Source organism: Curtobacterium sp. 1310 (genome assembly GCF_017834105.1).
Lineage (GTDB): Bacteria > Actinomycetota > Actinomycetes > Actinomycetales > Microbacteriaceae > Curtobacterium.
On sequence record NZ_JAFICY010000002.1, the window covers coordinates 832,153 to 855,570 of the forward strand.

At 72.5% G+C, this 23,418-nt stretch carries 21 protein-coding genes and 1 pseudogene; 12 read left to right on the forward strand and 10 right to left on the reverse strand.

Annotated features, from left to right (window positions below; all coding sequences use genetic code 11):
• Positions 1-37: 37 nt before the first annotated feature.
• The gene (locus JOD95_RS07965) at positions 38-1,096 is read right to left on the reverse strand and encodes an NAD-dependent epimerase/dehydratase family protein (protein WP_209684328.1); all 1,059 of its coding nucleotides are present in this window, start codon (positions 1,094-1,096) and stop codon (positions 38-40) included.
• Positions 1,097-1,124: 28 nt separating this feature from the next.
• A pseudogene (locus JOD95_RS07970) lies at positions 1,125-2,315 on the reverse strand (zinc-dependent alcohol dehydrogenase).
• Between the two features lie 222 nt (positions 2,316-2,537).
• Here JOD95_RS07970 and JOD95_RS07975 point away from each other — a divergent pair.
• Entirely contained in the window at positions 2,538-3,368 is an 831-nt protein-coding gene (locus JOD95_RS07975; protein WP_209684329.1) for a polysaccharide deacetylase family protein, read from the forward strand.
• 123 nt (positions 3,369-3,491) lie between these two features.
• On the opposite strand, the gene JOD95_RS07980 is transcribed toward JOD95_RS07975, so the two are convergent.
• Both JOD95_RS07980 and JOD95_RS07985 read right to left on the reverse strand, forming a co-directional pair.
• The gene (locus tag JOD95_RS07980) at positions 3,492-4,115 is read right to left on the reverse strand and encodes a DNA alkylation repair protein (RefSeq protein WP_209684331.1); all 624 of its coding nucleotides are present in this window, start codon (positions 4,113-4,115) and stop codon (positions 3,492-3,494) included.
• 31 nt (positions 4,116-4,146) lie between these two features.
• Positions 4,147-5,304: a peptidoglycan DD-metalloendopeptidase family protein gene (locus tag JOD95_RS07985; RefSeq protein WP_209684333.1), complete on the reverse strand. Its 1,158-nt coding sequence runs from the start codon at positions 5,302-5,304 to the stop codon at positions 4,147-4,149.
• A 312-nt stretch (positions 5,305-5,616) separates the two neighbouring features.
• Here JOD95_RS07985 and JOD95_RS07990 point away from each other — a divergent pair, with 312 nt between their 5' ends.
• The 6 genes from JOD95_RS07990 to JOD95_RS08015 are packed head-to-tail and all read left to right on the forward strand — an operon-like array spanning position 5,617 to position 13,420.
• On the forward strand, positions 5,617-7,275 hold the full coding sequence (locus JOD95_RS07990; RefSeq protein ID WP_209684335.1) for an ABC transporter substrate-binding protein: 1,659 nt from the start codon (positions 5,617-5,619) through the stop codon (positions 7,273-7,275).
• Positions 7,272-8,225, forward strand: coding sequence for an ABC transporter permease (locus JOD95_RS07995; RefSeq protein WP_066651635.1), 954 nt, complete (start codon positions 7,272-7,274; stop codon positions 8,223-8,225). Before JOD95_RS07990 ends, JOD95_RS07995 begins: the two co-directional genes overlap by 4 nt.
• On the forward strand, positions 8,222-9,097 hold the full coding sequence (locus JOD95_RS08000) for an ABC transporter permease (protein WP_066651633.1): 876 nt from the start codon (positions 8,222-8,224) through the stop codon (positions 9,095-9,097). Before JOD95_RS07995 ends, JOD95_RS08000 begins: the two co-directional genes overlap by 4 nt.
• A 10-nt stretch (positions 9,098-9,107) precedes the next feature.
• Complete coding sequence (locus JOD95_RS08005; protein WP_245171631.1) at positions 9,108-11,003, forward strand: gamma-glutamyltransferase family protein; 1,896 nt, start codon at positions 9,108-9,110, stop codon at positions 11,001-11,003.
• 10 nt (positions 11,004-11,013) lie between these two features.
• A complete protein-coding gene (locus tag JOD95_RS08010) occupies positions 11,014-12,672 on the forward strand; it encodes an ABC transporter ATP-binding protein (RefSeq protein ID WP_209684337.1) in 1,659 nt (552 codons plus the stop codon).
• Positions 12,673-12,718: 46 nt separating this feature from the next.
• On the forward strand, positions 12,719-13,420 hold the full coding sequence (locus tag JOD95_RS08015; protein ID WP_251154236.1) for a GntR family transcriptional regulator: 702 nt from the start codon (positions 12,719-12,721) through the stop codon (positions 13,418-13,420).
• A 190-nt stretch (positions 13,421-13,610) separates the two neighbouring features.
• Here the strand turns inward: JOD95_RS08015 and JOD95_RS08020 are convergent, their stop codons facing one another.
• Complete coding sequence (locus JOD95_RS08020; protein WP_209684339.1) at positions 13,611-14,654, reverse strand: NAD(P)-dependent alcohol dehydrogenase; 1,044 nt, start codon at positions 14,652-14,654, stop codon at positions 13,611-13,613.
• Between the two features lie 155 nt (positions 14,655-14,809).
• Here JOD95_RS08020 and JOD95_RS08025 point away from each other — a divergent pair, with 155 nt between their 5' ends.
• The 3 genes from JOD95_RS08025 (at position 14,810) to JOD95_RS08035 (ending at position 17,383) form a co-directional block, all read left to right on the forward strand.
• On the forward strand, positions 14,810-15,250 hold the full coding sequence (locus JOD95_RS08025; protein WP_209684341.1) for an OsmC family peroxiredoxin: 441 nt from the start codon (positions 14,810-14,812) through the stop codon (positions 15,248-15,250).
• An 83-nt stretch (positions 15,251-15,333) separates the two neighbouring features.
• A complete protein-coding gene (locus JOD95_RS08030; protein WP_209684343.1) occupies positions 15,334-15,810 on the forward strand; it encodes a hypothetical protein in 477 nt (158 codons plus the stop codon).
• Positions 15,811-15,874: 64 nt separating this feature from the next.
• On the forward strand, positions 15,875-17,383 hold the full coding sequence (locus tag JOD95_RS08035; RefSeq protein WP_209684345.1) for a threonine/serine exporter ThrE family protein: 1,509 nt from the start codon (positions 15,875-15,877) through the stop codon (positions 17,381-17,383).
• Between the two features lie 98 nt (positions 17,384-17,481).
• Here JOD95_RS08035 and JOD95_RS08040 read toward each other — a convergent pair whose 3' ends face one another.
• On the reverse strand, positions 17,482-17,676 hold the full coding sequence (locus JOD95_RS08040) for a DUF2795 domain-containing protein (protein ID WP_066651621.1): 195 nt from the start codon (positions 17,674-17,676) through the stop codon (positions 17,482-17,484).
• 82 nt (positions 17,677-17,758) lie between these two features.
• The gene (locus JOD95_RS08045) at positions 17,759-18,436 is read right to left on the reverse strand and encodes a TetR/AcrR family transcriptional regulator (protein ID WP_066651619.1); all 678 of its coding nucleotides are present in this window, start codon (positions 18,434-18,436) and stop codon (positions 17,759-17,761) included.
• A gap of 152 nt (positions 18,437-18,588) precedes the next feature.
• Here JOD95_RS08045 and JOD95_RS08050 point away from each other — a divergent pair, with 152 nt between their 5' ends.
• On the forward strand, positions 18,589-18,906 hold the full coding sequence (locus JOD95_RS08050) for a hypothetical protein (RefSeq protein ID WP_209684347.1): 318 nt from the start codon (positions 18,589-18,591) through the stop codon (positions 18,904-18,906).
• A gap of 175 nt (positions 18,907-19,081) precedes the next feature.
• On the opposite strand, the gene JOD95_RS08055 is transcribed toward JOD95_RS08050, so the two are convergent.
• Positions 19,082-20,008 carry an SDR family oxidoreductase gene (locus tag JOD95_RS08055; RefSeq protein WP_066651615.1) on the reverse strand — a complete coding sequence of 309 codons (927 nt, stop codon included), beginning with the start codon at positions 20,006-20,008 and terminating at the stop codon, positions 19,082-19,084.
• A gap of 158 nt (positions 20,009-20,166) precedes the next feature.
• On the opposite strand from JOD95_RS08055, the gene JOD95_RS08060 reads away from it, so the two are divergent.
• Positions 20,167-20,994, forward strand: a complete 828-nt coding sequence (locus JOD95_RS08060) for a hypothetical protein (protein WP_209684349.1) — start codon at positions 20,167-20,169, stop codon at positions 20,992-20,994.
• Between the two features lie 60 nt (positions 20,995-21,054).
• Here the strand turns inward: JOD95_RS08060 and JOD95_RS08065 are convergent, their stop codons facing one another.
• Positions 21,055-21,840, reverse strand: coding sequence for an endonuclease/exonuclease/phosphatase family protein (locus tag JOD95_RS08065; RefSeq protein WP_209684352.1), 786 nt, complete (start codon positions 21,838-21,840; stop codon positions 21,055-21,057).
• A 55-nt stretch (positions 21,841-21,895) separates the two neighbouring features.
• Complete coding sequence (locus tag JOD95_RS08070; RefSeq protein ID WP_209684354.1) at positions 21,896-23,389, reverse strand: LCP family protein; 1,494 nt, start codon at positions 23,387-23,389, stop codon at positions 21,896-21,898.
• Between the last annotated feature and the right edge of the window lie 29 nt (positions 23,390-23,418).

Below are 23,418 nucleotides of genomic sequence, written 5' to 3' on the forward strand. Positions count from 1 at the left end.
CAGGGACGCCCGGTCCCACCAGGGACGCCCGCGACCCTCAGCCGCGCAGCGGTCCCGACGCCTCGACGTTCGCCCCGTCCGCGAACCCGCCGACGAGCTCGCGCAGCGCGTCCTCCGCCGTGTGCTGCGGCACCCACCCGAGCTCGCGCCGAGCCCGGTCGGTCCGCATGATCGGCACCCCGGCGGCGATGTCGAGCCACCCGGCGTCCGTCGGTTGGAGCCGGAGCCGCCAGGTCAGCGTGACGATCCCGCGCAGCAGCCGGAGCGGTACCCGCACCGCCCCGAGCATCCCCGCTGCCCGGGCCATGCGTGGCGGGGTGAGCACCGGCGTCGCCGCGATGTTGAACGCCCCGGCCGCACGTCGGTCGATCGTCCGCCAGAACGCGTCCGCCAGGTCGTCGGCGTGCACGGCCTGGAACACGAACGGCAGCGGCAGCGGCAGCACCGCGAACCGAGCCGCCCGGACGATCGACATCGGCACGAGGTGCCCGAGGAACAGCCCCCGGAGCTCGGCCGCGACCCCGCGCTGGAACACCAGTCCGGGTCGGAGCCGCGTGACGACGACCCCGGGGTGCTGCGACGCGAACACGTCGAGAGCGGCTTCGTTCTCGGCCTTGTGGATCGAGTAGGTGGCGGTCTGGATGCCGGTGGCGGGGAACGACTCGTCCACCGGGGTCCGCTTGCCCTCGACGTCGACGCCGCGGTAAGCGCCGACCGACGAGGACACGACGACCTGCCCGACGCCGGCCCGGGCGACCGCCGCGAGCACGTTCGCCGTCCCGGTGACGTTCGTCCGGTGCTGCGCCGGGATGTCGTGCGTCGGCTGGAGTGCCCACGCCAGGTGCACCACGGCGTCGGCGCCCTGGAACACCGCCGTCAGCTCGTCCACGGCGCGCGGACCACCGACGTCGACCGCGTGCCACACAGCGACGTCGTACGGCGCGACCCGGGCGTCCGGCACCCGGCGAGCGACGCCGACGACCTGCAGGCCGTCCTCGTCGCCCGCGCGGCCGTCACCGGTGAGCCGCGCAGCCGCGAGCCGTCGGAGCACCGCGGTCCCGACGTTGCCGGTCGCCCCGACCACGACGACGCGCATCAGCGCACCCGCAGCGGACGGGCGGTCATCAGGCCGCGGCCATCGACGGGTCGAGCACGACCTTGATGCAGCCGTCCTCCTTCTTCTGGAAGACCGAGTACATCTCCGGGGCGTCCTCGAGCGAGACCCGGTGCGTGGTGAGGTCGAGGGTGCCGAGCGGGTCCGAGGGGTCGGACACGAGCGGCATGAGGTCGTCGACCTAGCGGCGGACGTTGCACTGCCCCTCGCGGATCGTGATCTGCTTGTCGAAGAGGGTCATCATCGGCATCGGGTCGGCCATGCCGCCGTAGACACCGGACAGCGACACCGTGCCGCCGCGGCGCACGAGGTCGATCGCCGCGTGCACGGCTGCGAGCCGGTCGACGCCGGCGGTCTCGATCGCCTTCTGCGCGAGCTTGTCGGGCAGCAGCCCGGCCGCGCGCTGCGCGAACCCGGCGACGGGGTCGCCGTGCGCCTCCATGCCGACCGCGTCGACGACACCGTCCGGGCCGCGCCCGTCGGTGAGGTCGATCAGCTTCGACACCATGTCGTCGTCGAGGTCGAACACCTCGATGCCGTGCTTCGCACCGAGGTCGCGGCGGACCTGCTCGGGGTCGACGGCGAGGACCCGGTACCCGAGGTGCTTGCCGATGCGTGCGGCGAACTGGCCGACCGGACCGAGACCGAGCACCGCGAGCGTGCCGCCCTCGGGGACCTCGGCGTACTGCACGGCCTGCCACGCGGTCGGGATGATGTCGCTCATGAAGAGCCACTGGTCGTCGGCGCCGGTGTCCGGCACCTTGATGGGCCCGTAGTCGGCGTGCGGCACGCGGAGGTACTCGGCCTGGCCGCCGGGGACCTGGCCGTACATCTTCGTGTACCCGAAGAGCGAGGCGCCGGTGCCGTACTCCTTGACCTGGGTGGTCTCGCACTGCGACTGGAAGCCGTGCTGGCACATCCAGCAGTGCCCGCAGGAGATGTTGAACGGCACGACGACGCGGTCGCCGACCTTGAGGTTCGTGACGGCGGAGCCGACCTCCTCGACGATGCCCATGGGCTCGTGGCCGAGGACGTCGCCCTTGTCGATGTACGGGCCGAGGACCCGGTACAGGTGCAGGTCGGAGCCGCAGATCGCCGTCGAGGTGATCCGCACGATCGCGTCGGTCGGCTCCTGGATCGTCGGGTCGGGGACGGTCTCGACGGACACCTTCTCGGTGCCCTGCCAGGTGAGTGCGCGCACGTCGCGTTCCTCTCGTCGTTGCTTCGGGCCGGCCGGGAGGCACGGCTCACGTGACCTCCTCGGTACGCGCCCGCCCCGTGGTGGCCTCCCAGCCCCGTCCTCCACGCGCGCTGCGGGCGGCGGTGGGGCGGGCCTCCCGTCCGCACCGGTGGCCGGTCGGCCACCGCGACTCCTCCCGCGTGCGGATGCGCCGGCGCCCGGCCGGTCGGCAGGCTGGGGCCGATGGACCACAGCACCACCCGCCGGACGATCCTCGCCGGGGCGACCGGCACCCTGGCGGCCGCGGTCCTCGCTGCCTGTTCCGGTGGTGACCGGCCCGCGAGGCCGACGTCTGCCACCCCCACGCGCTCGACGGCCGCCCCGACACCGACACCGACACCGACACCCACACCCACGCCGACCCCGACCCCGACGAGGCCGGCGCTGACGCGGGTCCCCCTGCCCGGCGGCACGGTCACGGGTCTGCCGGAGGGCACGCCGGGGATCGCGTGGACCGTGGACGACGGCGCATCACCCGAGGTCGTCGAGGCCTACGCCCGCTTCGCCGCCGAGACCGGGACGCGAATGACGTTCTTCGTGAACGGGGACCGACCGTCGTGGACCGAGCACGCCGACCTGCTGCGGCCGCTCGTCGACTCCGGGCAGGTGCAGCTCGGCAACCACACGTGGAGCCACCCCGCGCTGACGAAGCTCGGCGACCAGGCGATCCAGGACGAACTGATGCGGAACCACGCGTTCCTCGAGCGGACGTTCGGCGTCGACGCCCGCCCGTACTTCCGACCGCCCTTCGGGTACCACGACGCGCGGGTGGACCGTGCCGCGGCGGCCGTCGGCTACTCGACCCCGCTCCTCTGGTACGGGACGCTCGCGGACTCGGGCGACATCACGGCGGAGCAGATCGTCGGCTTCGCGGAGCAGTGGTTCCAGCCGGCACACATCGTCATCGGGCACGCGAACTTCCCCGGCACGATCGGGGCACTCCCGAGGCTGCACGAGTTGCTCGAGGAGCGCGGTCTGGCGACCTGGACGCTGGACGACGTCTTCGCGCACTGACGCCCGGCGACCCGGCCGTCCGGCCGGGTTCCGCCGGTTCCGCAAGACGCAACGTCGGCGGCTGCTCGCAACGGTACAGCGCTGCGAGCAGTCGCCGTCGTTGCGTCTCGCGAGGGTGCGTCGTCAGCCGCGCAGGCGGTCCCGTTCGGCCGGCGGCAGGTGCTCGGTCGCGGTCGCCCGGGCCGCCGTCGACAGGAAGCGGCCGTTCCGCTCGAGGAAGGCCACGAGCGCCGACTCCGAGGCGCGCTTCCCCGTCTCGCGGAGGACCCACCCGAGCGCGGACTGCACGGCGTCGCTGCGCTCCCGGACCAGCCGACCGGCGATCGCGAGCGGCACCTCGGCGTCCCCCTGCTTGACGAAGGCGAGCGTCGCGACGACGGCGATCCGGCGGACCGTCGCCACGTCTGACTTCGCGAGCGCGAACAGCGGGCCGGTCGAGGTGCCGACGAGCGGGACACCGACGAGCTCCTCGGCCGCGACGTCCACCAGGACCGTGTCCTCGAACCGCTCGGCCTTCGCCGCGGCGAGGTACTCGTCGGTCAGCTCGGGGTCGGGGTGCGCGCGCATCGCCTGCACCAGCAGCAGCACGGCGACCAGCCGCGCTCCCGCGTCCTCGCTCCACAGCAGCGCCGAGCGCTCCCCGGCGTCGACGTCGGCGAACCGTCGGGCGACGCGCCGGGCACCCGCGACGTCGCCCGGGGTCCTGGCGAGGGCGGCGAGGACCGACTCGGCGTCGTGGCGCTGCATCCGCCCAGCCTAGGTCCGCGCAGAGCGGGGCTCAGCGGAACGACAGCAACGACAGCGGGTCCTTCAGCGTGCCGTTCACGCGGGTCTCGACGTGCACGTGCGGACCGGTCGACTGGCCGGTGTTGCCGGACTTCCCGATCTGCTTGCCGTTCCCGACCACCTGCCCCTTGGTGACCGAGATCTCGCTGAGGTGCGCCGTCAGGACGGTGGTCAGCCCGTAGGTGACCACGACGTAGTTGCCGTAGCTGGCGTTGTCCCGGACGACCGTCGTCACCGTTCCCGGGCCGGACGAGTACACGGGTGTCCCCACCTTCACCGGTGCGTCGGTGCCCTGGTGGTAGCGCGGCACGTGCCCGGCCCCGCGGTCGTCGCCGTACCGTCCGGAGATGGTCGTGCCGGTCACGGGCCAGAGCAGCCCGGTCACCGGTCGTGACGACCAGGTGCGGGTGCCGGAGCTGCCGTAGAGCACGACGTTCTGGTCCACCTGCACGAGCAGCTGACCGGCGCCGCGGCCGAACGTCCCGGACGACCACAGTGCGCGGCCGCCGTCGGGGCTGTAGACCACGAGGTTGCCGTCCGTCTGCACCGCTGCGGTCGCCCCGGGGTTGCCGAAGGTCTGCGACGACCAGACGGGCTTGCTGCTGACGTACTGGACGAGGTTGCCGTCCGCCTGCATGGTGAAGGTCGTGGTCGAGCCCGCGCCCGCGCGCAGGACCGTCCCCGGCAGGAGGACGTTGCCCGAGACGACCCGCGACTGTGCGACCTTGGTGCGCCAGAGCGGACCGTTCGTCGGCGTCCGCATCCGCAGCTCGCCGTCCAGCCGGACACCGAAGTCCTTCGCCGTCCCGGCGGTGCCCCACCTGGCGACGAGCCGACCGCTCCGGACGAGCGCGAGGTACCCGTCCTTCTGCACGACGGCAGCGGCCCCGGGCTGGTTCGCGGTGTTCGACGCCCAGAGCACGACGTTCCCGATGCCGTACTCGACGAGGTTGCCGTCGCCCTGCATGACGAGCCGGAACTGCCCGTTCGTGGACGTGACGGTGTCGCCCGGCTGCAGCGTGGTGCCGGCCTTGACCGTCCCCTTGTAGGTGGTCGCGGCCTGCGCCGGCGACGCGGTGGCGACGAGTCCCGCGGCCGCGATGACGACGGCGGTGACGGCCGCAGCGAACTTCGCCCGTGCCCTGATCATGTGGTGGAACCCCTGCTCGTGGTGCCGCGGGCGTCGGATGCCGGCGCGGTGCGTGTCTCGGAACGGCGGGCCCCTGAAACCCACCGAGGGTCGATGTTCGCAGGAGGCCCTCGGTCGGGACAGCCCCCGGACCGGGGGCATGACACCGGGCGGGAATCGTGCAGACGAGCGCCGGCGGTCGGCGGAACTGTTACACACCGGAAACACACTGTGTACAAACGAGCGCTGTCAGTCGTGATTGTATGCAATCACCGCACTCCTGAGCGTGACTCCACAAGGGTCACCACGCACACCAGCAGCTCCAGGAACACGATGTCCCAGACTCCCGCTCGACGCCGCCGGACACTCCTCGCCGTGCCCGCCGTCGCCCTGGCCGCCTCGCTCGCGCTCACCGCCTGCGTGCCGGTCCAACGCTCGAAGGCCGGTGGCGCCACCGCCGGTACCGTCACGACCGTCGCGATCGGCGACCAGCAGGTCCGCGAAGGCGGTGACCTCGTCATGGCGCTCTCCGCCGAACCGGACCGGCTCGACCCGACCACCTCGTCGTCGCTGTACACCCGGTACGTCATGGAGACGATGTGCCAGAAGCTCTTCGACATCGACGCCGAGGGTGCGATCATCCCGATGCTCGCGACCGAGCTGCCGACGGTGTCGGACGGCGGGAAGACCGTCACGTTCCCGGTGCACACCGGCTACCGCTTCGCCGACGGCACCCCGTTCGACGCGGACGCCGTCGTGACGACGCTCGAGCGGAACCTGACGAAGGACGACTCGAGCCGGAAGAGCGAGATGGGTCCGGTCTCGAGCATCGACGCGGTGGACGACCACACCGTCCGCATCCGCTACTCGACCCCGTTCGCCCCGATCACCGCGGCGCTCGCCGACCGTGCGGGCATGGTCATGTCGCCGACGGCACTGGAGCAGGAGGGCGACGGGTTCGGGGACGCCCCGGTCTGCATCGGCCCCTACAAGTTCGTCGAGCGCGTGCCGCAGACCTCGATCACCGTCGAGCGCGACCCGATGTACCACGACCCGGCGAGCGCCCACTTCGACCGGATCACCTACCGGATCATCACCGACGCCAGCATCCGCGCACAGAACCTGAAGTCCGGGGACGTCCAGGTCGCCGACACGATCTCCACGCAGGACGTCGACGACCTGATGGAGCGGAAGGACCTGGAGGTCCTGCGCACCGGCTCCCTCGGCTACCAGGGCATCACGATCAACCTCGCCAACCAGGACGGCGTCGGCACCGACCCGGAGCCACTCGACACCCCGCTCGCCACCGAGCGGAAGGTCCGGCAGGCCCTGTCCATGTCGATCAACCGCGGCGAGCTCGTGCAGAGCGTGTTCCGCGGGTGGGCGGACGTCGCGTGCTCCCCGATCCCGGACACGAGCGCCTTCGCGACCGACGCGAGCACGGCGTGCCCCGAGTACGACCCCGACCACGCGAAGGAGCTCCTCGAGGAAGCGGGGGTCGAGCAACCGTTCCCGATCGAGATGGAGGTGACGAACACCCCCGACACCGTCCGGTTCGCCCAGGCGCTCCAGGCCCAGGCCCGCGCCGGGGGCTTCGCGATCACGATCACCCCGGTCGAGTACACGACGCTGCTCGACGACCAGACCCGCGGCGACTTCCAGGCGCTGCAGCTGGGCTGGTCGGGCCGTGTCGACCCGCACGGCAACATCGGCTCGTTCCTCGGCACCGGCGGCGGCAACAACTACCCGGGCTACAGCGACCCCGAGGTCGACGACCTCATCGCCCGGGCGGCGCAGGCCACCGACCAGCAGGAACGCGCCGACCTGTACGGCCAGCTGGTCACGAAGGTCCAGCAGGACGACCCGATCATCTACCTCTACCGGACCCGCAGCATCACCGGCGTCAGCTCCGACGTCGCCGGGGTGTCCACCTACGCCGACGGCGTGGTCCGGCTCAGTCAGGCGGCGTTCGTGGAAGGCAGCGACAAGTGACCCGGTACGTCCTGACACGGCTCTGGCAGGCGGCGCTCACGCTCGTCCTCGCCTCGATCGTGGTCTTCTTCGGGGTCCGGCAGCTGCCGGGCGACCCGGCCCTGGCCCTGGCCGGCGAGGAGGCGAGCCCCGAGCGGCTCGCCGCCGTCCGCGCCGACCTCGGCCTCGACGACTCCCTGCTCGTGCAGTACTGGCGCTTCGTCGTCAACGCACTGCAGGGCGACCTCGGACAGTCCACCCGCACCGGCACCCCGGTCACGGACCTGCTCGGCTCGACGCTCCCCGTCACGCTGTGGCTCGCGCTCTACGCGATCGTGGTCGCGGTCGTCGTGGGGGTCGCCCTCGGCACCCTCGCCGAGCGCTACCGCGGCCGGTGGCCCGAGTGGATGGCGAACGCCGCCGCGCTCGTCGGCCTGAGCGTGCCGAACTTCTGGCTCGGCATCCTCGCGATCGTCTGGCTCGCGGCGGGCCTCGGCTGGTTCCCCGCCTCGGGCTACGTCCCGGTGACGCGGGACCCGCTCGGCGCGCTGCACCACCTGACGCTCCCGGCGCTCATCCTCGGCACGTCGCTCGCGGCCGTCATCATGCGCCAGACCCGCGCGTCGATGATCGAGACGATGAAGACCGACTTCGTCCGGACCGCCCGCGCGAAGGGGCTCAGCCGCCCGCGGGTGCTCTTCCGCTACGGCCTGCGCAACTCGATGATCGTCGTCGTCACGATCGTCGGCCTGCAGCTCGGTGGCCTCATCTCGGGCGCGGTCGTCACGGAGCGCATCTTCGCCCTGCCCGGGTTCGGCAAGCTCACGCTCGACGCCGTGTTCACCCGCGACTACCCGGTCATCCAGGCCGTCGTGCTCGTGATCACCCTGGGCTACGTCCTCATCAACTTCGCCGTGGACGTCCTGTACTCCGTCATCAACCCGAAGATCCGCGTCGGAGGCACCGCATGACCACCATCACCGCTCCCTTCGACCTGGGCTCGAGCCGCGGTCGCATCTGGAAGCAGGTCCGGACGAACCGGCTCGGCATGACGGGCGGCATCATGCTCGCCGTCGTCGTGCTCGCCGGGATCACCGCACCGCTCGTCGCACCGCACGACCCGACCGCGACGCACTTCGACCTGCCGTTCCAGGTGCCCTTCACCGTGGGCTTCGGGTTCGGCACCGACGACCTCGGCCGAGACATCCTGTCCCGCACGCTGTACGGGATCCAGGTCTCGCTCGTCGTCGGCGTGCTGTCGGTGCTGCTCGCCGTCGTGGTCGGCACCCCGCTCGGTCTGCTCGCCGGGTACTGGCGCTGGCTCGACGCGATCATCTCCCGCCTGACCGACGTCGCCCTCGCGTTCCCGTTCCTCATCATCGCGGTCGGGCTCGCGGCGATCAGCGGGCCGAGCCTGTCGAACGCCGTGATCGCGATCGGCATCTCGCACGTGCCGGCGATGATCCGCATCGTCCGCGGTGAGACCCTGCGGATCACGAGCGCCGACTTCGTGACGAGCGCGAGGACGCTGGACGCCGGCGGCGCGCGCATCATCGCGCAGCACGTCCTGCCGAACTGCGTCTCGGCGATCATCGTGCAGGCCACCGTGATCATGCCGGTCGCGGTGATCGGCGAGGCACTGCTGTCCTTCCTCGGGCTCGGCATCCAGCCGCCCACGCCGAGCCTCGGCATCATGCTCTCGGACGCGCAGCAGTACCTCGGCCAGGCGCCGTGGGCCGCCGTCGTGCCGGGGGTCGCGATCGCCGTCATCTGCCTCGGCTTCAACCTGTTCGGGGACGCCCTGCGCGACGCCCTCGACCCCACCGCCTCGGACCGGAAGTAGCACCAGCACCATGAGCACCAACCCCGCCTTCACCACCCCGCCGACGGAGACCACCCGTCCGGACCTGCAGGGCACCTTCGGGATGGCCGCGTCGACGCACTGGATCGCGACCGCGACGGCGCAGTCGGTCCTCGAGCGCGGCGGCAACGCCTTCGACGCCGCCGTCGCCGGCGCCTTCGTCCTGCACGTCGTCGAACCGCACCTGAACGGACCCGGTGGCGACGTGACCGCGATCTTCGCGACGGCGTCCGACAGGGCACCGACCGTCCTCGTGGGCCAGGGACCGGCCCCGGCCGGCGCGACGCCGGAGCACTTCCGGTCCGAGGGCCTGGACCTGGTCCCGGGGGCGGGCGCGCTGGCGGCCGCCGTCCCCGGTGCCGTCGACGCGTGGCTGCTGCTCCTCGCCGAGCACGGCACGTGGGAGCTCGCCGACGTCCTCGCCCCCGCGATCGGGTACGCCCGTGACGGCCACCCGGTCGCGCCCCGCGTGGTCGCAACCATCGCGACCGTGCAGGACCTGTTCCGCGACCACTGGCCGTCCTCCGCCGAGCGGTGGCTGCCGGGAGGCTCGGTGCCGGCCGCCGGGTCGATGGTGCGCAACGAGACCTGGGCCTCGGTCCTGGAACGGCTCGTGCAGGCAGGGTCCGGCACCGTGGAGGGCGAGGGCGCGCGCGTCGCGCGCATCGAGGCCGCCCGCACCGAGTGGGCCGAGGGCTTCGTCGCGCAGGCAGTCGACGCCTTCGTCCGCGCCCCGCACCGCCACGCGTCCGGCACCGACCACGCCGGGGTGGTCCGCGCGAGCGACCTCGCGGCGTTCCGCGCGTCGACCGAGCCCGCGACGACCGCGGAGTTCCGGGGCCACACGATCGCGAAGACCGGGCCGTGGGGCCAGGGTCCGGCGCTCCTGCAGACCCTCCGCCTGCTCGACCCACTGGACGACGAGCGGCTCGACCCGTCGACCGTCCTCGGCGCGCACACGATCGCCGAGGCGCAGAAGCTCGCGCTCGCCGACCGCGAGGCGTACTACGGCGACGGCGACGTCCCGATGGCCGAGCTGCTCTCCGACGCGTACTCCGACGCGCGTCGCGCCCTGATCGGTGACCGTGCGTCGCACGAGCTGCGACCGGGGTCGGTCTCGGTGCCCGCGGGTGCGATGCCCCCGCTGCGTGAGACGTACACACCGCGCGGCGAGTCGATCGCCGGTGTCGGCGAGCCCACCGTCCCCGGCGCCCGCGGCAACGCGGTGGCCGCACCGGCCGAGGATGCCCCCGTGCACGAGGACCGCGGTGAGCCGATCGTGATGGAGACGGGCGAGACCCGCGGCGACACGTGCCACATCGACGTCGTCGACCGCTGGGGCAACATCGTCAGCGCGACGCCCTCCGGCGGGTGGCTGCAGTCGTCGCCGACGATCCCGGAGCTCGGGTTCTGCCTCGGCACCCGCATGCAGATGACCTGGCTCGAGGAGGGCACGGCGTCCACGCTCACCCCGGGCGCCCGACCCCGCACGACGCTCACCCCGACGCTCGTGCTCCGGGACGGCGAGCCGGTGGTCGCGATGGGCAGCCCGGGCGGCGACCAGCAGGACCAGTGGCAGCTGCTCTTCCTGCTCCGCACGATCGTCGGCGGGTGGTCCCCGCAGCAGGCGATCGACGCACCCGCACTGCACACGACGTCGTTCCCGGGGTCGTTCTGGCCCCGCACCTGGACCCCGGGCGGCCTCGTCGTCGAGGACCGCCTCGGTGACGACGTCATCGCCGGGCTCGAGGAGCTCGGCCACGTCGTCACCCGCGCCGGCGACTGGTCGCTCGGCCGTCTGTCGTGCGTGACGCGCGACCCCGACACCGGCGTCATGGGCGCCGCCGCCAACCCGCGAGGAGCACAGGGCTATGCCGCAGGACGCTGAGGACCGGACCATGCACGACGGCGACACGACCACCGGGGCCGCACCGCGCCTCCAGACCGACCAGACCGACCGGACCGACACCCTGCTGTCCGTCCGCGACCTGCGGGTCGCCTTCGGTGACCGCGAGGTCCTGCACGGCGTCGACCTCGACGTCCGCCGCGGCGAGCGCGTCGCGATCGTCGGCCAGTCCGGCTCGGGCAAGTCGACGCTCATCGCGGCCCTGCTCCGGCTCCTGCCGGGGGCCGGGCACATCACCGGTGGTGGGATCCGCCTCGGCGACGACGACATCGCCCACGCCGACGAGGCGCTCATGCGACGCGTCCGTGGCGCACGGATCGGGCTCGTGCCGCAGGACCCGTCGACGAACCTCAACCCGTCGATGCGGGTCGGCGCGCAGATCGCCGACGCGCTGCGGGCCGGCGGGCTGCGGGGACGCGCGGCGATCCGGCAGCGGGTGGTGGCGCTGATGACCGAGGCCGGGATCCCCGAGGCGTCGCGGCGGGCGGACCAGTTCCCGCACGAGTTCTCCGGCGGGATGCGGCAGCGCATCCTCATCGCCGTCGCACTCGCCCGCCAGCCCGAGCTGCTCATCGCCGACGAGCCGACCAGCGCGCTCGACGTGACCGTGCAGCGGCAGATCCTCGACCACCTGCAGACCCTCGTCGACCAGCACGGCACGACGCTGCTGTTCGTGACGCACGACCTCGGGGTCGCGGCGGACCGGACCGACCGCGTCGTCGTGATGCTCGACGGCGAGATCGTCGAGCAGGGTGCGCCCGAGGCGATCCTCCGCGACCCGCAGCACGAGTACACGAAGCGGCTCATCGCGGCGGCGCCCGCGCTGTCCGGGGTCGCGCCGGAGCCCGTGGCCGCGGGCGAGCCGATCCTCGTCGTGTCCGACCTGGTGAAGGAGTACCGGCTCCGCGGTCGTGGTGCCGGAACGCTGAAGGCTGCCGACGGGGTGTCGTTCGCGGTGCGTCGCGGCACGACCACCGCGGTCGTCGGTGAGTCCGGCTCGGGCAAGACGACGGTCGCGCGGATCGTGCTCGGACTCGAGACGCCGACGTCGGGCACCGCCCTGGTCGACGGGAAGTCCATCGGGACCGCCCGTGGCGCCGAGCGGCGGGAGATCCGACGCCGCGTGCAACCGGTGTTCCAGGACCCGTACGGGTCGCTCGACCCGACCTCGACGATCGAGCGGATCATCGACGAGCCCCTGCGCGTCTTCGGCATCGGTGACCGGGCGTCGCGCACCGAGCGGGTCGCGACGCTCCTCGACCAGGTGGCGCTCCCCCGCGAGGTCGCGCAGCTCCGGCCGAACGAGCTGTCCGGCGGGCAGCGGCAGCGCGTCGCGATCGCCCGGGCGCTGGCGCTCGAACCCGAGCTGATCATCCTCGACGAGGCGGTCTCGGCGCTCGACGTCCTGGTGCAGGAGCAGATCCTGGCGCTGCTCGAGGAGCTCCAGGACCGGCTCGGGCTGAGCTACCTCTTCATCACGCACGACCTCGGGGTGGTCCGGCGGATCGCCGACGACGTCGTGGTGATGCGCCGGGGTGAGGTCGTCGAGCGGGGCAGCGTCGCAGCGGTGTTCGACGACCCGCAGGAGCAGTACACGAAGGACCTGCTCGACGCCATCCCGGGGAGAGCCCTCGCCGAGGCGGCTGCGTGACGGCGTCCCGGGTGGGCGACCGGCGCGGTGTGGCACGATCGGCACCGTGCTGAACGGGACGAGCGTCATCGACGCCATCCGCCACGACATCGTGACCGGCGCCCTGCAACCGGGCACCCGGGTGACCGAGGCGTTCCTCGCGGAGCGGCACGGGGTCTCCCGGGTGCCGGTCCGCGAGGCACTCCGCGGGCTCGAGGGCGAGGGCTTCGTGGTGTCGCGCCCGAACGTGGGCTCGCGCATCGCCGACATCCCGTTCGACGAGGCCGACGACCTGTTCGCGGTCCGCGAGTCGCTCGAGACCGCCACCGCCCGCCGCGCCGCGACCCGGGCGCGCACGCTCTTCGACGCGGAGGCCCCGCCGGAGGACTGGTGGCGCGTGCGCCGCGAACTCGGGGCCGTCCTCGACGAGGGTGACGCGGCCGTCGAGCGGGGCGAGCTCGACCTGCTCGTCGACCTGAACGAGCGCTTCCACCTGCTGGTCGCCGAGCTCTCCGGCAGCACGACGCTCGCGACCCTGCTCCGGCAGCTCTCGCGGAAGATCGAGTGGCTCTACGCGCTCGACACCTCGTCGCGCGGCAAGCGGCTGTGGCCCGACCACCGGCGCATCCTGGCCGCGATCGACGCGGGGGACGTCGAGCAGGCCGCCGAGCGGATGGCCTGGCACGTCCGCGAGAGCCGCATCGGGTACGCGGCGCGCTCCTCCCCGGAGCAGGCCGACGCCCTGCGGACCGCGGGCCCCGCGGTCTGACCGGTCGGGCCGGCCCGGCCGGCCCGGCCGGCGCGGCCCGGCCCGCGCGGCCCGCACGGGCCGCGCGGCCGAGGCTCGCGCATGCGGACACGTTCGCGGCCCAGTGGCCGCGAAACCGTCCGCCCAGCCGAGCCTCGGGCAGCCGCGGCGCTCCGCCGCCGCGGCCGCCGCCGCGGCCGCGCCGCGGCCGCTACAGCGTCGGGACGACCACCGCGCGGCCGGACAGCTCGCCGGCCTCGAGCTTGCGGTAGGCCTCGAGCGCGTCGGACAACGCGAACCGCTCGACGTCGGGCTCGATCTGCCCCGCTCGGTACATCGCGACGACCTCGTGCAGGTCCTCGATCGTGCCCCAGTAGGTGTTCGTGATCGTTGACTCGTAGGGCGTCGTGAAGAAGTTCCACTCGACGGTCCCGCCGGCGATCCCGACGACGGTCAGCCGTCCGCCGATCGCCATCGAGGCCTTCGCGGTCGCGATCGTCGGCGTCGCACCGACGAAGTCGAACGCCGCATCGACGCCCTTGCAGCCGGTGAGCTCGCGGATCGCGGTGGCCTGGTCCGGCCCGGCGGGAACGGTGACCGCACCGCGGGCCGCGGCACGGTCCATCGCGTCCTGCTTCGTGTCGGTCGCGATGACCGTGGCGCCGGTGAGTGCCGTGAGGATCTGCACGGCGATCTGCCCGAGACCGCCGAGCCCCACCACGAGCGCGTACCTGCCGCCGCCCGCCAGGTTCGGCATCGCTGCCTTGATCGCGTGGTACGGCGTGAGTGCGGCGTCGCTGAGCGGTGCCGCCGCGATCGGGTCGGCGTCACCGAGCGAGACGAGGTTGCGCGCCGGGACGGTCACGTACTCCGCCATGCCGCCGTCCCGACCGAGACCGATGGCCGCGTACGGGTTCGTGGCGGCGTTCTCGCAGTAGGTGTCCTGGCCCTTCGAACAGGACGCGCAGTGCCCGCAGCCGACCGGCCCGTAGACGAGGTAGGCGTCGCCCTCGGTGAAGCCGCTCACCCCGTCACCGACGGCCTCGACCCAACCGGAGGTCTCGTGCCCGAGGACGAACCCGGGGGCCTGCGCGCCCGGCTGCCCCTCCTGGAACTCGCGGTAGACGGCGACGTCGGAGTGGCACGCCCCGGCACCGGCGACCTTGAGGAGCACCTCCCCGGGTCCCGGGACGGGCTTCTCGACCTCGGTCAGGACGGGGAACGTCCGGAACTGTTCGAACACGACGGCGTGCACGGGTTCTCCTTCGATCTCCGTCAAAACTACACCTGTCGCGCATCTCGGTCGCCGGACATCCTGCGTCTTCCCCGAGAGCCGGTTGCGAGAACGGTCGTTCTCCGATTGACTGGCGTCGGCCCTGAACGGGGCCTCCCCCAACGAAAGGAGCGGCTATGCCCACGCGCACCGCACGCACCGCCTGGCAGGGCGGCCTCAACGACGGTTCCGGCCAGGTCGAGCTGTCGAGCTCGAAGGTCGGCACCTACGACGTCTCCTTCCCGAAGCGCGCCGCGGACGAGGCCGGTGGCACCACCAGCCCCGAGGAGCTCATCGCCGCGGCCCACTCGGCCTGCTACGCGATGCAGTTCTCCGCGATCCTCGGCGAGGCCGGCGGCACCGTCGAGGCCCTCGACGTCAAGGCCGACGTCTCGCTCGGCCCGGACAGCGCCGGCGGCTTCAAGCTCACCGGCATCACCCTCACCGTCAACGGTGAGGTCTCCGGCATCGACGAGGCCGCCTTCCTGAAGGCGGCCGACGAGGCCAAGGCGACCTGCCCGGTCTCCAAGGCGCTCACGGGCGTCGAGATCGAGCTCAAGGCGACCTTCGAGCAGTAGTCGTCACCGACGGACGGACGGACGGGAGGCGCGGTGCCAGCTGGCACCGCGCCTCCCGTCCGTCCATCGGTACGGTGGGGCGCATGCGCCGCCTCTTCCGCACCCGCACGCACGTCGTCACGTGGGTGGGCGCACTCGTCGCCCTCGTCGGCGTGGTGTTCCTGGCGGTGCGGCGACTCGACTCGTCCGGCTGGATCGCGGGTGCATCGGGCGGTGACTTCGCGTTCGTCAGCGGGGACCGACCCGGGCAGCTCGTCGTGGGGGCGGTCCTCGCCCTGCTCGGTGGGATCGTCGCGGCCGCCTGCGCCGCTCGCCTCGCCCGCACCTGGACGCTCCGGGGGCTGCTGGTCGGGATCATCCTGCTCGTCGCCGGCGTGGTCCTCCTCCTCGCAGCACCGAACCCGTCGTTCGGGTGGTTCGCCTACGCGCCCCTCGCCGGCGAGACGATGCTGCCGATCCGGACCACCCGACTGCAGCTGACCGGGCAGGTCGTCGTGCTGGTCGGTGCGGTCCTCACCGCCTTCGCAGCCGGACGACTCAGCACGCAGGCCCGTCACTGACCCGTCATCGGCAACGTCCAGCGGACGTCCGGACTCGGGCGCGAGCGGCTGGCACCATGGTCTGATGGCCGAGCAGTTCCTCCCCGGCGTCCCGCGGCCCGGGCGCCCACCCCGGCCGCGCGTCCGCAACCTCGCACAGCACGACATCCGCGACGCCCGTGCCCGCCTGCGCGGCACGATCTACGAGGACGTCACCCCGGACACCCGCCCGCGCGAGCAGTACTCGCCGGTGCAGATCGTCGACTTCTGCCTCGACCTGGCCGAGGTCATGCTCGCCTCCGGTGCGGACACCCGCAGTGTCGAGACCGCCGTCGTCGCGGTGTCCACGAAGTGGAACCTCGCGCCCCTCGACCTCGACTTCTCCGGCAGCTCGGTCACGCTCCAGTACGCCCCGGCCGACCACCCGCCGCTCGTCAAGGTCCGCACGGTGCAGTCCGACGGCTCCGACCTCGACCGGCTCGCGCGCGCGAACCAGATCGTCGACGACCTGGTGCACGGCGAGCGCGACATGACGAGCGCGGTGAGCGCCCTGGTCGCCGTCCTGCGGCTGCCCACCCGGTGGCCGACCTGGCTCGCCGACGTGGGCCTCTCGGTGCTCGGCACCTCGATCGCGATGCAGGCCGGTGGTGGCTGGCGCGCCGGTGTCGGCGCGTTCGTGCTCATGTTCGGGATCATCCTGTCCGGCCGCTGGCTGACCGGCCGGGGCTTCCCGCAGTTCTTCGTCTCCGGTGCGCAGGCAGCCGTCGCCTCGGCCATCGGCACCCTGGCGATCTGGGCCGAGGTCCTGACCGCGACGGGTGCGGCCACGATGGTCGCCGCACTCGTCGTCCTGCTGCTGCCCCACGTGTCGCTCGTCACCTGGGCCCAGGACGCGATCTCCGGCTTCCGGGCCATGGCCGTCGCCCGGGCGTTCTACATCGTGCTCGTGATCGCCGCGATCGTCGTGGGGGTCCCGGCCGGCATCGCGGTCCTGCAGTGGCTCAGCATCGAGGTCGACCCGTCCGGCATCGTGCTGCAACCGCTGCCGCTCTGGGCCTCGTTGTCGCTGACGGTCGTGTCCGCGGCGGCGAACTGCTTCGTGCAGCAGGCCAGTGCCCGGGTCATCCCCGTCGCGGTGGTGTTCTCGGTCACCGCCGGCGCGTTCCTCTGGGAGCTCCGGCACCTCGGCATGCCGCTGCTGGGAGCGACGTTCATCGCGTCGGTGCTGCTCGGCGTGCTGTCGACCATCGCAGCAGCCCGGATGCGCACGGCCGTGGCGGCGATCGCGGTGCCGGCGTTCTGCGGTGCACTGCTGCCCGGTGTCGCGGTGTCCGATGCCCTGCTGCACTTCATGTCGGGGGCGTCCGGCGCCGCGCTCGACTTCGTGGCGGCCGTCTCGGTGGCACTCGGCATCGGCGCGGGGCTCGTGCTCGGCGGTCTCGTGGCGACCCCCGGCGCGCGACGGGCCCTGCGGCGGGCGCGTCGGGTGACGGTGCACTCGGTCCACAACGACACGACGGCGATCCCCGTCCTGCGGGACACCGGGTACGACCCGGGCAACGGCTCCGTGCCGCGGGGCCACCGCCCGCGCTGAGGGACCACCCGGACACGAGACCCGGGCTGGGCGACCGCTCTCGTGCCCGGGAGCACGAGGAACGTCGCCCAGCCCGGGTCTCGGGTGGTGCGAGCGCCTCAGCCCTTGTCGGAGACGGCCTTCGTCACCGCGGTGGGGGCGTCGTAGTCGCCGTCCGGGATCCCCTTCAGGGCGTCCAGGACGTCACCGGGGGCGTCCTCCTTCTCGGCGGTCGCGACGATGTCCTCCTTCGAGGCGGGGTAGTCGATGCCGCTGAGGTACTTCTGGACCTGGATCGGGTTCGGTGCTGCCATGTCGGTTCCTTCCGTCGGAGCCTCCACGACTACGCCCGTGCGGCTCCGGGTCGACCCGGGTGACGCGCCTCGCGGCCAGGGGTCAGATCTCCCAGCTCCCGCTGTCGCTCCACGTCGAGAAGCGCTGCGCGGCCTGCGGCTCGTACCGCTCCATCCATCCGCGCTCGAGTCGGGCGACCGCACGGTCGAACGCCGGCACCAGGTCGAGCTCCGCGCGGAGCATCGCCTGCAGCTGGAGCCCTTCGTACAGCGCGATGAGCTGCTCGGCACCGCGACGGGGGTCCATCGTGTGCGGCGCGCGGCCGACGGCGATGTCGTGCTCCAGTCCGCGCCTGACCTGCGAGAAGAAGAGCTGGTAGCGCGACCGCAGGTACGTGGCCATGGGGTGCGCAGGGTTGCCGGCGACGGAGAGCAGTGCGACGAGCAGCCGCATGAGCGCGGGGTCCTCGGCGTTCGAGGCGACGATCGCACGCAGCAGGTCGACCGTGGGGCCGTCCCCGACCTCGTGCGCCACCGCCTCCAGTCGTGCGCCGTTCCAGCGGTCGACGGCGGCGAGCACGAGGCCGTCCCAGGACGGGAAGTGCTGGCGGAGCTCCTCCGTCGTGATGCCCATCCGCTCGGCGACCATGCCGACGTGGGCCTCGTGGAAGGGCACGTCGCGGAGGACGTCGACCGTGGCGCCGACGATCGTGATGCGCAGGTGCAGGGTGGCGGCCGCGGCGGCTGCCGCCTGCGTGTCGGCGCTGGTGTGTTCGAGCATCGTGCCCTCCGTCGTGCGGCGGACGTCCTGTCCGCACCTCCATCCAAGCGCAGTGGCGGGGGACACAGCATCCCCGGTACGGGTGTCAGCATGTCGGGGGACAGGCGACGACCCCGGAGCACGCACGCGGGCTGCCGTGCGACCATGCCGGGATGACCCCCGAAGACCCCGTCGCACAGGGCCTGGCCATCATGGCCTCCGCAGGCTACGAGTTCGGCGGCGACGACGAGCAGGTCGCGCACGACGTGCGGACCATGTGGGAGCAGCTCGGCTCCCCGGAGGGCGCGTTCGACGCCGCAGCACGCGCGATCGCCCGGCTGCCGCAACGCCCCGAGGTCCCGATCGCCGACCAGGCCCGCCGCCGCGCGTTCGAGCGCGCGATCGGGATCAACCCGGTCGAGGTCGAACTGACCGCGGCGATGTCCGCACGGGAGCTGCTGGAGCGGATGGCGCGCTCCGTCGCCTGCTGAGACGACGGACGGGCGCGCCCCGCTGAACGGCGACGCGAAGCGTTGCGGGGCGCCCCGACCGAGCCTGTGAGGGAGGCGCGGTGCCAGTCGGCACCGAGCCTGTGAGGGAGGCGCGGTGCCAGCCGGCACCGCGCCTCCCGTCCGTCTGCGGTGTGCGCGCGTCAGGCGACCCGTCTCACGGGGTCGGCATGCCGCCGTCGACGTGGAGCGTCTCGCCGACCACGTAGGACGACTCGCCGCTCGCCAGGAACACGAACGCCGGCGCGAGCTCGGCGGGCTGGCCCCAGCGGCCCAGGTAGGTCTGCTCACCGGCGGACGGGAGCGCCTCCGGCGGCTGGCCACCGGCCGGCTGCAGCGGGGTCCAGATCGGGCCGGGAGCGACGGCGTTGACGCGGATGCCCTTCGGCGCGAGCTGTGCCGCGAGCCCCTTGGCCATGTTGTTCACGGTCGCCTTCGTGGCGGCGTAGTGCACGAGATGCGGTGACGGCGCGTACGCCTGGATCGACGTCGTGTTGATGATCGTGGAACCGGGCTGCATGTGCGGCACGGCCGCCTTCGTGATGCGGAAGGTCGCGTAGGCGTTCGTCTTGAAGGTCTCGTCGAACTCCTCGTCCGAGATCTTCGTGATGTCGTCGACGTTCTGCTGCTTGCCGGCGTTGTTCACGAGGATGTCGAGCCCACCGAGGCCGTCGACGGTCTTCTGGACGAGTTCCTCGCAGAACGCCAGGTCCTTGATGTCACCGGGGATCGCGACGGCCTTGCGGCCCGCTGCCTCGATGAGGCCGACGATGCGGTCGGCGTCCTCCTGTTCCTCGGGCAGGTACACGATGGCGACGTCGGCACCCTCGCGGGCGTAGGCGATGGCGACGGCGGCGCCGATGCCCGAGTCGCCGCCCGTGACGAGCGCCTTGCGGCCCTGCAGGCGGCCCGAGCCGCGGTAGGTGTCCTCACCGTGATCGGCGGGCACGTTCTGCGCCATCTCCTCGTCGGTACCGGCACCCTGCAGGTACTGCTCGTCCGGCTTCTTGTCGGCGTACATCTTCGTGGGGTCCTGCATCGCGTACTGGTCGAGACCCGCCTGGTCGTTCTGCTGCTCCGTCATGGCCTGGACGGTACGCACCGGGGTACCGCTGTCCGTCCAGCCGGGTGTCCCCCGCGACGCGTCCGTGACACATCCCCAAGATCACGAACACGTGACGACCGGGCTGCGATTCGGTAACACCTGTCGTCCTGTCCGGCTCCGGGCCGTACGGTCGACTGGTGACTTCCCGCACTCTGCTCGCGCTCGGCGCTGCCGTGCTCGCCTTCGCGGCCGGCACGGTCGGGTCCGATGCTCTCGCGACGGGGGGCGTGGCACCGGCCGCGGCAGCGGAGGACCGCAGCGACGTCGCGGACCCGGTCCAGCCACTGATCCGGGTCACCGACCGCGAACTGCGCCGGGTCGACACGGTCGAGCTCGACGCCGAGTCCCTGGTCCTCCGGCACGCCGACGACACCGTCGCGGACGTCCCCATGCGCGACGCGAGGTCGACCGTCTCGCTGCTCAACCGGCTGCTGGGGACCCCGTCGCGCACGCAGACCGCGGTCGGCGACGGCGGCGCGTGCTTCCCGGCGGGGACGACCTACACCTGGGGCGGCGCGGTCCGCGTCGCGGCGCTGCGCACACCGTCCGCCGTCGGCAACGCGGTCGAGATCCGTGTCCTCAAGGACTCGGTACGGGGCCGGACCGGCGACCGGGTCGAGCTGACCGGTCCTGACGGGGTCCAGGTCGGCGACGACGTCGCGGACGAGATCGCGACGGCTCCACGCTCCGACAAGGTGTCGTTCGGGTCCGGCGACTCCCGGGCGTGGCAGCTGCTGCTCGAAGCCGGTTGGGCTCCCGACGAGCGTTCGACCGGCGACGACCCGACCGGTGACGACCCGACCGGGGACGACCCCCGCGCGGAGCACGACGACGCGGCCGACGGTCCGACCCACGACACGGGCGAGGACGCGCAGGGCACGAACGGCGTCTCGGCGCTGACGAACGACACCGAGGTGACGGTCATCGGGTCCCCGATGCCGGTGCACGCACGCCGGTCCTGCTGACGCGTCCCGCACTGCACGACGGCCGCACGGTCACGACCCGCGCGGCTCAGGCCACGCGGCTCAGGCCACGCGCAGGGACGCCACCACCGGGAAGTGATCACTCGCGGCCCACGTCTCCGGGCCGTCGTGGTCCATCACGACGCGCTCGGCGGTGACGTCGCCGCGGGTCAGCACCCAGTCGATCCGCTCGCCGGAGTCGACCGGTTCCTGCCACCCGTTGAAGGACGCGGTGCGGTCACCGGGGTCACCGGCGTCGGACCAGGCGTCCCGGTACCCGGCATCGGTGAAGACCCGGGACGCCGGACCCGCGCCCCACGGTTCGTTGCAGTCACCGGCGAAGACGACGGGGCCGTCGACCGGGGCGAGCCGCTCGACGACGAGGGCGGCGCTGCGCCGACGGACCTCGTCCCCGTGGTCGTTCTCCTCGTGGTCGAAGTGCGCGGTGAGGAGCGTGAAGGCGGCCCCCTCGGCGTCGAGGAAGCGCGCGTGGTTGGCGACCCGTGGGTACAGGCTCCCCCAGGTGTTCGACACCGGCTCGTCCGGGGTGTCGGAGAACCAGAAGGTCCCGACGTCGACGGGGCGCAGGCGGTCGCGGCGGAAGAACACCGCGGCGTGCTCCCCCGCGGAGCCCCCCTCGCGGCCCTGCCCGACGGCGTCGTGGTCGGGCAGCCCCTGTCGGAGGGCGTCCATCTGGTGGTCGAACGCCTCCTGCACGCAGAGGACGTCGGGGTCGTGCCGTCGGATGACCTCGAGCACCAGCGGCAGGCGCGCTGGCCAGTCGTACCGCGGATCCGGGTTCTTCACGTTGTAGGTCATCAGGGTGATCGGACGCGCGACGTGGCTCACCGGTCGACCCTACCGACACGCTCCCACGGGCGACCCCAGGGTGGTGAAGGGTGCGTCAGTTGATGCAGACGCCTTCCTCGCCGTAGGTCTTCACGTCGGTGGAGCTCGGCGTCGGCTCGGACTCCGCCGGCTTCGACGCCTCGGCCTCGGGCGTCTCGTCCGCCGGGGTGGAGGAGGCGTCGCCGGGGGCGGCCGGGGCGGTGACGGTGATGCCGTCGGACCCGAGGACGAGCGTGACGCCCGACACCGTCGTCGACCGCACGGCGACCGCACCCGGCACCACCGCGGCGACGGCCTTGGCCTGCGCCTCCTGCCCGGCGGGGTACTGCACCTGGGTCTTCTGCGTCGTGTCCGAGGACCCCGGCGTCCCGACCTGGAAGCCGCGGGCCGTCAGGTTCGCGGTCGCCGTCGCGGCGGCGCCGGTCGTCCCGCTGCCGTTCAGCACGGTGACCGTCGTCGCGGCGGGCTCGGCGGCCGTGGCCTTCGTGTACTCCTTCGGCTCGCCGACGAGTCCCTGCACGAACGCGGGCAACCCGACGGTGTCGACCTCGACGATGGACAGCGGCCGGCCACCCACCGTGATGGTCGGGGTGCCGAGCGTCGGGATCGTGGCGGACTGGATGTTGCCCGGGCGCAGGTTCCGCATCTGGCTCGCCAGCGACACCAGGTCGGTGTCCGTCTGGATGGAGCTCCCGACGGCGCTGAGGATGTTGTTCATCTTGATGGGGTTGAGCAGGGTGCCCGCGGAGAGCACCTTGCGGGCCTCCTGCGACAGGAAGTACTGCTGGCGCACGTTCCGGTCGAGGTCACCGTTCGGCAGCCCGTGCCGCTGGCGGACGAACGACAGCGCCTGCTTGGCGTCGAGCTCCGAGGTGCCGGCCGGCAGGTCGACGCCCGAGTACGGGTCGTTCACCGCGTTGTTCAGGCACACCTCGACGGGCCCGAGCTCCTTGACCACCTGGTAGAAGCCGAGCAACGACACCCGGACGTAGTGGTCGATCGTCAGGCCGCTGAGGTCCTGGATCGTCTGGATGAGCAGCTTCGCGCCGCCGGTGTCGCCGCCGCCGTTGAGCGTGCCGTAGTAGAACGCGCTGTTGAGCTTGCCCTTGCCGACACCGGGGATCGGGACGTACGAGTCGCGCGGGAACGAGATCATCGTCGCCTGGGACCCGTCGGCGTTGATGTGCAGCACGATCATCGTGTCGGTGTTCGTCGCACCGCCGTCGTCCTCGGTGCTCAGCTCGGCCATCTGCTCCGGCGTCGCGTTGTCCGGGCGGTGGTCGTCACCGACGAGCAGGATGTTCTGCGCCTGACCGTCCACGTCGTCGTCGTCGTCCGACCGCGGGCTGATCGCGTCGATCTTCGTGACGCCGCTGTTGAGGCTCGTGAAGGCGAACGCGGCGTAGCCGCCGGTCAGCACGAGGCCCATCGCCAGGACGCCGGCGACCGCGGGGAGGACCACGCCGCTCCCACGCTTCTGGCGCCCGTGGCGCGGCGGCACGTGGCCGCGGCGGGCACGGCGCGTCGTCTGCTCGGGTTCGATGCTCACCCGGAAACCATAACGGCACAGCGTGGAAC

Coding starts and splice junctions, on each gene's coding strand:
- JOD95_RS07965 (WP_209684328.1), bottom strand. CDS start 1,096: ATGCGCGTCGTCGTGGTCGGGGCGACCGGCAACGTCGGGACCGCGGTG.
- JOD95_RS07975 (WP_209684329.1), top strand. CDS start 2,538: ATGGACCACAGCACCACCCGCCGGACGATCCTCGCCGGGGCGACCGGC.
- JOD95_RS07980 (WP_209684331.1), bottom strand. CDS start 4,115: ATGCAGCGCCACGACGCCGAGTCGGTCCTCGCCGCCCTCGCCAGGACC.
- JOD95_RS07985 (WP_209684333.1), bottom strand. CDS start 5,304: ATGATCAGGGCACGGGCGAAGTTCGCTGCGGCCGTCACCGCCGTCGTC.
- JOD95_RS07990 (WP_209684335.1), top strand. CDS start 5,617: ATGTCCCAGACTCCCGCTCGACGCCGCCGGACACTCCTCGCCGTGCCC.
- JOD95_RS08000 (WP_066651633.1), top strand. CDS start 8,222: ATGACCACCATCACCGCTCCCTTCGACCTGGGCTCGAGCCGCGGTCGC.
- JOD95_RS08005 (WP_245171631.1), top strand. CDS start 9,108: ATGAGCACCAACCCCGCCTTCACCACCCCGCCGACGGAGACCACCCGT.
- JOD95_RS08010 (WP_209684337.1), top strand. CDS start 11,014: ATGCACGACGGCGACACGACCACCGGGGCCGCACCGCGCCTCCAGACC.
- JOD95_RS08025 (WP_209684341.1), top strand. CDS start 14,810: ATGCCCACGCGCACCGCACGCACCGCCTGGCAGGGCGGCCTCAACGAC.
- JOD95_RS08030 (WP_209684343.1), top strand. CDS start 15,334: ATGCGCCGCCTCTTCCGCACCCGCACGCACGTCGTCACGTGGGTGGGC.
- JOD95_RS08035 (WP_209684345.1), top strand. CDS start 15,875: ATGGCCGAGCAGTTCCTCCCCGGCGTCCCGCGGCCCGGGCGCCCACCC.
- JOD95_RS08040 (WP_066651621.1), bottom strand. CDS start 17,676: ATGGCAGCACCGAACCCGATCCAGGTCCAGAAGTACCTCAGCGGCATC.
- JOD95_RS08045 (WP_066651619.1), bottom strand. CDS start 18,436: ATGCTCGAACACACCAGCGCCGACACGCAGGCGGCAGCCGCCGCGGCC.
- JOD95_RS08050 (WP_209684347.1), top strand. CDS start 18,589: ATGACCCCCGAAGACCCCGTCGCACAGGGCCTGGCCATCATGGCCTCC.
- JOD95_RS08055 (WP_066651615.1), bottom strand. CDS start 20,008: ATGACGGAGCAGCAGAACGACCAGGCGGGTCTCGACCAGTACGCGATG.